Origin of the sequence: Yersinia proxima (genome assembly GCF_902170785.1) — a bacterium.
GTDB lineage: Bacteria > Pseudomonadota > Gammaproteobacteria > Enterobacterales > Enterobacteriaceae > Yersinia > Yersinia proxima.
This window is the reverse complement of record NZ_CABHYG010000007.1, coordinates 42,469-51,049: the sequence shown is the minus strand read 5'-3', so window position 1 is coordinate 51,049 and position 8,581 is coordinate 42,469. Positions and strand designations below refer to the sequence as shown.

Here is an 8,581-nt window from a genome sequence, read left to right as displayed (position 1 = left end):
TCTTCTGCCTGTCGAAACAGGCTTCGATATCGTCTTGCGAGTGCCCACACAGATTGTCTGATAAATTGTTAAAGAGCGTTCGTTACCCGCTTGCCTTGCGGCAAATCTTACGGTAACGCGGGAGGCAGATAATACGCTTTCCCGCTACAGAGTCAACTACTTAATTAGTTAATCTTCTCTGCTCTTCCCGGCCACTCTGTGAAGTTGCTCACAGCGCCGTGTCGATGGATGCGCATTATAGGGAGCCGCTTCAGAATGGCAAGGGTTTATCTTAAAGTTTTTTCTGACTGCCGATTATTTGAACGTTACGACTACTTATGACGCATTTTTATGGCTTTCGGCAGGTCAGCCAGACTATTTAATACCAAATCAGCTGCTGCCTCACCTTCCGCGGTCACAGGTTTGCCAGTGCGAACCAATACTTTAGTACCGACATTTGCAGCCAATGCTGCCTGCATATCTTCAATTTTGTCGCCAACCATATAAGAAGCAGCCATATCGATGTTCAATTCACTTTGTGCTTGCAGTAACATGCCTGGCAATGGTTTACGGCATTCACATGTTTCACGGAACTCCGCTACACTGCCATCAGGGTGATGCGGGCAGAAATAGATACCATCCAAATCAACACCGCGATCAGCCAGCGACCAATCCATCCACTCGGTGAGGCTCAGGAATTGCTCTTCGGTAAAGATACCGCGTGCGATACCCGATTGGTTGGTGACCAAAACCAGAGCAAAGCCCATTTCTTTCAATTCACGGCAAGCATCAATAACACCGTCTATAAACTGAAAATTATCAATTTCGTGGACATAACCGTGGTCGACATTAATTGTACCATCACGATCTAAAAATATTGCGGGGACGGGCTGAGTCACTTATCTACTCCTGAGGGCTGTTAACGCCACTAGTATCGCATGTTTTATTACCGATTGAGAATGGAAGAGAATCAGTGTTGCCAGTTGACTTAGCCGTCTAGACGCCTTAACATCCAATCCATACTTTGGTTTTGCCAAAGTTTACTTTTTATTTAGCCACGGAAATGACGATAAAATAAGAATAATATGATTAAACTTTCTCACATCAGCAAAGAGTTTCAGCAGGGATCGCGCACGATTACCGCGCTTTCAGACGTGAGTCTACACGTCCCTGCTGGGCAAATTTATGGCGTCATTGGTGCCTCCGGTGCCGGTAAAAGTACATTGATTCGATGCGCCAATATGTTAGAGCGCCCAACCAGCGGACAAGTATTGGTCGATGGACAAGACCTCACTACCTTATCTGAAGGGCAGTTGACTCGCGCACGCCGCCAGATTGGCATGATTTTCCAGCACTTCAATCTACTTTCTTCCCGCACGGTGTATGGCAATATCGCGCTGCCGCTCGAGCTGGACAACACACCACGCGCAGATATAAAGAAGAGAGTCACCGAGTTGTTGGACTTAGTCGGGCTTGCCGATAAGCAAGACGCGTATCCAGCAAATTTGTCCGGTGGACAGAAACAACGCGTTGCAATCGCCCGTGCTTTGGCGAGTAATCCTAAGGTTCTGCTATGTGATGAAGCCACCAGCGCATTAGACCCAGCGACCACCCGCTCAATTCTGGAACTGCTTAAAGACATTAATCGTCGTTTGGGCCTGACCATTCTACTTATCACCCATGAAATGGACGTGGTGAAACGTATATGTGATCAGGTTGCGGTTATCAGCGAAGGCAAATTGATTGAAAAAGACAGCGTCAGCGAAGTGTTCTCTCATCCGAAAACCCCGCTGGCTCAGCAATTTATTCAATCAACTCTGCATTTGGATATTCCAGAAGATTACGCACTGCGTATGACTCAAGAACCCACCAAAGATCGGGTTCCACTGCTGAAACTGGAATTTACCGGTCAGTCAGTTGATGCCCCGTTAATATCACAGGCAGTACGTCGCTTTAATATTGATATCGGTATCCTTAGCTCGCAAATGGACTATGCCGGCGGCGTTAAATTTGGTGTCATGCTGGCTGAACTGCATGGCGACAATCAGGATGGCCTCGCTGCCATCAAGTTCTTGCAAGATCATCATGTAAAAGTAGAGGTTCTGGGTTATGTCTGAGGCAATGATGTGGTTAATGGGCCGAGGTGTCTGGGAAACTCTAATGATGACGTTTGTCTCTGGCTTCTTTGGTTTTGTTTTGGGGCTACCGGTTGGGGTTCTGTTATATGTCACCCGTCCAGGGCAAATTATTGCGAACAATAAGATTTACCGCACCCTGTCTGGGGTAGTGAACATCTTCCGTTCCATACCTTTCATTATCTTATTGGTATGGATGATTCCTTTCACGCGGATGATCGTTGGTACATCTATTGGCCTACAGGCAGCAATCGTGCCACTTACAGTGGGTGCCGCTCCATTTATTGCTCGTATGGTGGAGAATGCTTTGCTGGAGATACCATCGGGTTTGGTTGAAGCAGCCCGTGCAATGGGGGCTACTCCAATGCAAATCATCAAAAAAGTATTGTTGCCTGAAGCCCTACCCGGCTTGGTGAATGCAGCAACTATTACCCTAATTACCCTGGTGGGCTATTCCGCTATGGGGGGTGCAGTAGGTGCCGGTGGCTTAGGCCAAATCGGTTACCAGTATGGTTACATTGGTTACAATGCCACTGTAATGAATACGGTGTTGGTATTATTAGTCATTTTGGTTTACCTGATTCAGTTCAGTGGCGATCGGATCGTAAAAGCGGTTACTCACAAATAGTTATTAACATATATATTACCCAAAGTATGAAGGGTATAGCGACTGCCTCACACAGCGGCGCATCTTAACGAACGTCTATAGAGGAAAGGATATGTCTTTAAAATTCAAATCTATCGCGGCAGTCAGTGCATTGATTGGTACTCTGGCCCTGGTGGGTTGTGGCCCAGCGGAAAAAGATCCAAATCACATTAAAGTCGGTGTGATTGTAGGTGCTGAACAGCAAGTTGCTGAAGTTGCTCAAAAAGTTGCAAAAGACAAGTATGGACTGGATGTTGAATTAGTCACTTTCAACGACTATGTATTGCCAAATGAAGCGCTGAGTAAAGGTGACATTGATCTGAATGCTTTCCAGCATAAACCTTATCTGGATCAGCAAATTAAAGATCGTGGCTACAAACTGGTTTCAGTGGGTAACTCATTCGTTTACCCAATTGCTGGTTACTCTAAAAAAATTAAATCATTGGAAGAACTGCAACCTGGCTCTCAGGTAGCACTGCCAAATGATCCGACTAACCTGGGCCGTTCTCTACTGCTGCTGGAAAAAGTCGGTCTGATTAAACTGAAAGACGGTGTTGGTCTGCTGCCAACCGTACTGGATGTGGTTGAGAATCCTAAAAACCTGAAATTGGTCGAGCTGGAAGCCCCTCAGTTACCACGTTCTTTGGATGACCAACAAATCGCTCTGGCGATTATCAACACCACTTATGCAAGCCAAATCGGTCTGACACCTGCTAAAGATGGTCTGTTTGTTGAAGACAAAGAGTCACCTTACGTTAACCTGATCGTTGCCCGTGAAGATAATAAGGATGCGGAAAACGTGAAGAAATTCGTCCAGGCTTATCAGTCTGATGAAGTTAATGATGCAGCAAATAAAGCATTCAACGGTGGCGCTGTTAAAGGCTGGTAATAGCCAATGGGCCATTTTGCTGAATATTAGGTTTCCTAAATTCAGTGTTTGCTAAATATATTGCAAGACGGGCAACAGCCCGTCTTGTTATTTGCATAATAGATTGCTTCAATAGCGCCTCTTAAATAAAAAGGCTGAGGAATTTCTATGCGTGCGTTACCTCTGTGTCTGTTAGCCCTCTCGCTAACTGGATGTTCCATGCTTCAATCAAAGCCATCCACCACAGAAAATCCGGTTAAGCAACCGCCTCCGGTTACCAAACCCAGCCCTACGGCAGCCCAGCGCCCGGCAGCGGTAAAACTTTATAAAAGTGCAGAAGAACTGGTTGGTAAGCCTTTCCGTGACTTAGGGGAAGTGTCCGGCGAGTCGTGCCAATCCACCGTTCAGGACTCCCCACCGAGCATTACAACCGCCCGTAAAAGAATGCAGACTCGTGCATCGTATATGAAAGCCAATGCGGTCTTGCTGCATCAATGCGAAATACTTAGCGGAGTTCCTGGCTGTTATCAGCAAGCCGTATGTCAGGGTTCTGCACTGAATGTTTCATCAAAATGAGTGTGTTTTCCTTTAATCAGATTGGCGTTATCCGCTCGCCCTATAAAGAAAAGTTCGCTGTACCGCGGCAGCCTGGTCTGATTGAAGATGGCGGTGGTGAGTTACAACTCTTAGCGCCCTATAATCAAGCAGAAGCGGTTCGCGGCTTATCTGATTTTAGCCATTTATGGGTGATGTTCGTATTTCATCAAACGATGAATGGTGGTTGGCGGCCTACAGTTCGCCCACCGCGCTTAGGTGGTAATGCCCGAATGGGGGTATTTGCCACCCGATCCACTTTTCGACCTAACCCGATTGGCATGTCCCTGATTGAGCTGAAAGAGGTGCGATGCCAGGGAGGTGAAGTAACTTTGGTGTTAGGCAGTCTGGATTTGGTTGATGGTACGCCCGTAATTGATATCAAACCCTATTTGCCTTTTGCGGAGAGTCAGCCCCATGCCCGAGCGGGTTTTGCTCAAGCTGCACCTGATGCAGACATGCAAGTTTGCTTTTCCAGCATCGCTGAACAACAGTTAGTACAGCAACAACAGCGTTACCCGCACCTACGACGTTTTATTACCCAGGTTTTAGCACAAGACCCGCGTCCAGCCTACCGCAAAGGCGATAGTGAAAGCCGAGAATATGCTGTTCTGTTACTGGAATTTAATGTGCGCTGGCGGGTTATTGGAGAGCAAACGGAAGTGTTATCACTCGACCCATGCTAAATTTCACCCTGCTCTCTTTTGACAACCGGTACTCGCTGGTAAACTAAACCACTTTTTACTTTTTGGCTGCCTCTATTTGTTGCAGCGCTAATGGAATCAAAACATCATGCGTACTAGCCAATATTTGCTCTCCACTTTGAAGGAGACACCTGCTGATGCTGAAGTGATCAGTCACCAGCTGATGCTCCGCGCCGGGATGATCCGTAAACTGGCCTCAGGTCTTTATACCTGGTTGCCAACCGGGGTTCGGGTATTGAAGAAAGTCGAAAACATTGTGCGTGAAGAAATGAATAACGCCGGTGCAATCGAAGTTTCAATGCCAGTGGTACAACCGGCTGATTTATGGCAAGAAAGTGGCCGTTGGGAACAATATGGCCCCGAGCTGTTACGCTTTGTTGATCGTGGCGAGCGACCTTTTGTGCTTGGCCCAACTCATGAAGAAGTCATTACTGACCTGATTCGCGGTGAGATTAACTCTTACAAACAGTTGCCGCTGAATTTCTTCCAAATCCAAACCAAATTCCGTGATGAAGTTCGTCCACGTTTTGGCGTGATGCGTGCTCGTGAATTCCTGATGAAAGATGCTTACTCTTTCCACACCACACAGGAATCATTGCAGGAAACTTACGATGCGATGTATGCCGCATACAGTAAAATCTTCGAGCGTATGGATCTGAATTTCCGCGCTGTGCTGGCAGATACCGGCTCAATTGGTGGCAGTGCATCTCACGAATTCCAGGTGCTGGCAGACAGTGGTGAAGACGATATCGTGTTCTCAACCGAGTCAGATTATGCCGCTAACATTGAGTTTGCTGAAGCGCTGGCACCGTCTGAACCACGAGCTGCGGCAACAGAAGAGCTGCGTATCATTGATACTCCGAATGCAAAAACCATCGCTGAATTAGTTGAGCAGTTCAACCTGCCGATTGAGAAAACAGTGAAAACCTTAATGGTTCATGCTCATGAAGAGAGTGGCCATAAGTTGGTTGCTTTGTTGGTTCGTGGTGATCATGAATTGAATGAAATCAAAGCCGAGAAATTGCCACAAGTGGCCAAGCCACTCACCTTCGCCACCGAAGAAGAGATTCGTGCAATTATCGGTGCAGGCCCAGGTTCATTAGGCCCGGTTAATCTGCCACTGCCTGTTGTGGTTGATCGCAGTGTCGCGGTAATGAGTGATTTCGGTGCCGGTGCCAATATCGATGGCAAACATTACTTTGGCATTAACTGGGAGCGCGACTTGCCGCTGCCTCAGGTTGCTGATTTGCGTAACGTAGTTGAAGGCGATATCAGCCCAGATGGCAAAGGCACTTTGCAAATCAAGCGCGGCATTGAAGTCGGTCATATCTTCCAGTTAGGCACTAAATACTCGGAAGCGATGAAAGCCACGGTTCAGGGTGAAGATGGCCGCAATCAAGTGATGACCATGGGTTGTTACGGTATTGGGGTATCCCGTGTGGTTGCAGCAGCAATTGAACAGAATCATGATGATCGCGGTATTATTTGGCCGGATGCTATTGCCCCATTCCAGGTAGCCATTTTGCCAATGAACATGCATAAATCTTTCCGTGTCAAAGAACTGGCGGAAGAGTTGTATGCCACCCTGCGCTTACACGGTATTGACGTGATTCTCGACGATCGTAAAGAACGCCCGGGCGTGATGTTTGCTGATATGGAATTGATTGGCGTGCCACACAATATCGTGATTGGTGATCGCAATCTCGACAGCGAAGAAGTGGAATACAAAAATCGCCGTGCCGGTGAAAAGCAAATGATTAAAACCAGCGAAATTATTGATTTCTTGCTGAGCCAAATCAAACGCTAATTGGTTACACGTTAAAAAAACCGCTGGTTAGTGAATCACTGCCAGCGGTTTTTTATTATCTCACCAATAGCCGTTATTGATTCTCGCAGCTCTTATTGGCATTAAACTGGATATCTCCTGCCGGGATCAGCATTTTATCGGACTGCCCCTCTTCCATGGAAGGTCGAATATCAAAATGACCATTGAGAGTCAGGAATACCGGCTCACCCACATTTTTACGGGCTTTTAGATATCCCTTTTCCAACGCGATATTATTTTCCACCGGGAAAGTTTTGCCCGTGACACAATCGGTGAACACCGCAGCATCAGCGAAATATTTATACATGCCGCTCAGTGGCATCGGGGTTTTAGGTAAAGGTTGTTCGCTGGGTACTAACTGATAATTCAAATTAGATTCAATCGGCAGGCCTTGCTGATCAAGCATCACCAAATTTTTACCGACCGGCCGGAAATAACGTTTCTCTCCCTGCCCGGTAGTTAACACTAATTTATCTGCCGTCCGTGCCCACTTACCATATTCGGCAAAAGCCTGATCGCCTTCTTTACTTCCCCGATAAATCTCTTTCAAGACAAATGTTCCATCGCTGTCGAGGAATAACGAGGTATCCAAACCACTGCAATCTGCACAGGGTAAAACACCCTGATAGCTTTGCTGCATCGGTTGTAAAACCTGCTCAACCGGCTGATACCGATTATTACAACCTAATAGTGACAGTGCACCTACTGCCAAAAATAGCGTTATTGTTAATTTACTCACAGTCATTCTCCCATACTGTGTCCGATATAAAAGGATGAAACCGCCTTATTCGCCATAGGGCTTAATCAGCATCAATCCTGATGTATTTTACCGCGCAGTGCTTTTGTTGCCCCTTTGCGGACTTTGCTTTCAACGCGCCTGATTTTTGAACCTTTAGTTGGTTTCGTCGCCCGGCGTGTTTTTTCTACCACCATCGATTGGCGAATTAATGCCACCAGCCGCTGCTGCGCAGCCTCGCGATTCATATCCTGGCTACGGTATTCTTGTGCTTTGATAATGATGACACCTTCGGCGGTCATCAAATGGCTATTGAGCGATAATAGCCTTTCTTTATAGTACTCTGGCAGGCTGGAAGCCTTAATGTCAAAGCGCAAATGGATGGCTGTTGAGGTTTTATTAACGTGCTGCCCACCTGCGCCTTGGGCGCGAATAGCCGTCAACTCAATCTCGCTGTCGGGTAAGCTGACATTATTGGATATAATCAACACGCTTATTGCCCATCGCCTTGCCATTCATCAAAACTAATTTCCAGATTATTCTTATCATCAGATAACCAAATATTTCCCTCTTGCAACGTAGCCTGCAATGACATATTGCGATTAGACAGCGCCGCCAATTTTGCCATTTGCTCATCATCCAGGAAGCGTACCCGAAGGTTACGGTGCCCAGACAACTTTTCCTTAACTTGTGGCCACCACACTTTAGCGGCCCTTTCGCTGTAAGCATAGAGCACAACTTGCTGTGATTGGTTACACGCTTTACGCAACCGTTTTTCCTCGGGCAACCCCAATTCGATCCACAGTTCGATGCCATTGTGATCATTATGACGCCAAATTTCTGGCTCATCATCAGCGCTCAAGCCCTTGGTAAACTGCAAGCGCTCATCAGCATGGCAAACCCACGCCAATAAACGCAACATCATACGTTGGTCAGTTTCTGAGGGGTGTTGTGCAATAGTCAGGTTAACATCCTGAAAGAAATTACGATCCATATCGGCGATGTTAACTGCGGCTTTATGGATGGTTGCTTTTAGCGCCATGAGTGACCTCTTAATTATCTGGCTGACAGTGTACTTGATTAGGTCTACTTGC

At 46.8% G+C, this 8,581-nt stretch carries 10 protein-coding genes; 6 read left to right on the top strand and 4 right to left on the bottom strand.

Annotation, left to right across the window (positions count from 1 at the left end):
• Positions 1-311: 311 nt before the first annotated feature.
• The gene (gene gmhB / locus FTB31_RS06655) at positions 312-878 is read right to left on the bottom strand and encodes a D-glycero-beta-D-manno-heptose 1,7-bisphosphate 7-phosphatase (protein WP_050078605.1); all 567 of its coding nucleotides are present in this window, start codon (positions 876-878) and stop codon (positions 312-314) included.
• A 186-nt stretch (positions 879-1,064) separates the two neighbouring features.
• Here gmhB and metN point away from each other — a divergent pair, with 186 nt between their 5' ends.
• From metN to proS, 6 genes are all read left to right on the top strand, one after another.
• Entirely contained in the window at positions 1,065-2,096 is a 1,032-nt protein-coding gene (metN, locus tag FTB31_RS06650; protein WP_050078606.1) for a methionine ABC transporter ATP-binding protein MetN, read from the top strand.
• Positions 2,089-2,742, top strand: coding sequence for a methionine ABC transporter permease MetI (locus FTB31_RS06645; protein ID WP_050078607.1), 654 nt, complete (start codon positions 2,089-2,091; stop codon positions 2,740-2,742). The genes metN and FTB31_RS06645 overlap by 8 nt, the downstream gene beginning before the upstream one ends.
• 91 nt (positions 2,743-2,833) lie before the next feature.
• Entirely contained in the window at positions 2,834-3,649 is an 816-nt protein-coding gene (locus tag FTB31_RS06640) for a MetQ/NlpA family lipoprotein (RefSeq protein ID WP_005163992.1), read from the top strand.
• 147 nt (positions 3,650-3,796) lie between these two features.
• Positions 3,797-4,204 (top strand): Rcs stress response system protein RcsF, encoded by a 408-nt coding sequence (rcsF, locus tag FTB31_RS06635; protein WP_050078609.1) that lies wholly within the window; start codon positions 3,797-3,799, stop codon positions 4,202-4,204.
• Positions 4,201-4,908, top strand: coding sequence for a tRNA (N6-threonylcarbamoyladenosine(37)-N6)-methyltransferase TrmO (gene tsaA, locus FTB31_RS06630; RefSeq protein WP_077175364.1), 708 nt, complete (start codon positions 4,201-4,203; stop codon positions 4,906-4,908). Before rcsF ends, tsaA begins: the two co-directional genes overlap by 4 nt.
• 106 nt (positions 4,909-5,014) lie before the next feature.
• A complete protein-coding gene (gene proS, locus FTB31_RS06625) occupies positions 5,015-6,733 on the top strand; it encodes a proline--tRNA ligase (protein ID WP_050078610.1) in 1,719 nt (572 codons plus the stop codon).
• A 73-nt stretch (positions 6,734-6,806) separates the two neighbouring features.
• Here the strand turns inward: proS and nlpE are convergent, their stop codons facing one another.
• From nlpE to FTB31_RS06610, 3 genes are all read right to left on the bottom strand, one after another.
• Entirely contained in the window at positions 6,807-7,490 is a 684-nt protein-coding gene (nlpE, locus tag FTB31_RS06620; RefSeq protein ID WP_227731235.1) for an envelope stress response activation lipoprotein NlpE, read from the bottom strand.
• 71 nt (positions 7,491-7,561) lie between these two features.
• Positions 7,562-7,978, bottom strand: a complete 417-nt coding sequence (gene arfB, locus FTB31_RS06615; protein WP_046050359.1) for an alternative ribosome rescue aminoacyl-tRNA hydrolase ArfB — start codon at positions 7,976-7,978, stop codon at positions 7,562-7,564.
• A 2-nt stretch (positions 7,979-7,980) separates the two neighbouring features.
• Positions 7,981-8,529 (bottom strand): YaeQ family protein, encoded by a 549-nt coding sequence (locus FTB31_RS06610; RefSeq protein ID WP_077175363.1) that lies wholly within the window; start codon positions 8,527-8,529, stop codon positions 7,981-7,983.
• Positions 8,530-8,581 lie beyond the last annotated feature (52 nt).

Bases quoted from the DNA above. Each gene is read 5' to 3' on its own strand.
- tsaA (WP_077175364.1), top strand. From the start codon at position 4,201: ATGAGTGTGTTTTCCTTTAATCAGATTGGCGTTATCCGCTCGCCCTAT.
- metN (WP_050078606.1), top strand. From the start codon at position 1,065: ATGATTAAACTTTCTCACATCAGCAAAGAGTTTCAGCAGGGATCGCGC.
- FTB31_RS06610 (WP_077175363.1), bottom strand. From the start codon at position 8,529: ATGGCGCTAAAAGCAACCATCCATAAAGCCGCAGTTAACATCGCCGAT.
- FTB31_RS06645 (WP_050078607.1), top strand. From the start codon at position 2,089: ATGTCTGAGGCAATGATGTGGTTAATGGGCCGAGGTGTCTGGGAAACT.
- FTB31_RS06640 (WP_005163992.1), top strand. From the start codon at position 2,834: ATGTCTTTAAAATTCAAATCTATCGCGGCAGTCAGTGCATTGATTGGT.
- proS (WP_050078610.1), top strand. From the start codon at position 5,015: ATGCGTACTAGCCAATATTTGCTCTCCACTTTGAAGGAGACACCTGCT.
- rcsF (WP_050078609.1), top strand. From the start codon at position 3,797: ATGCGTGCGTTACCTCTGTGTCTGTTAGCCCTCTCGCTAACTGGATGT.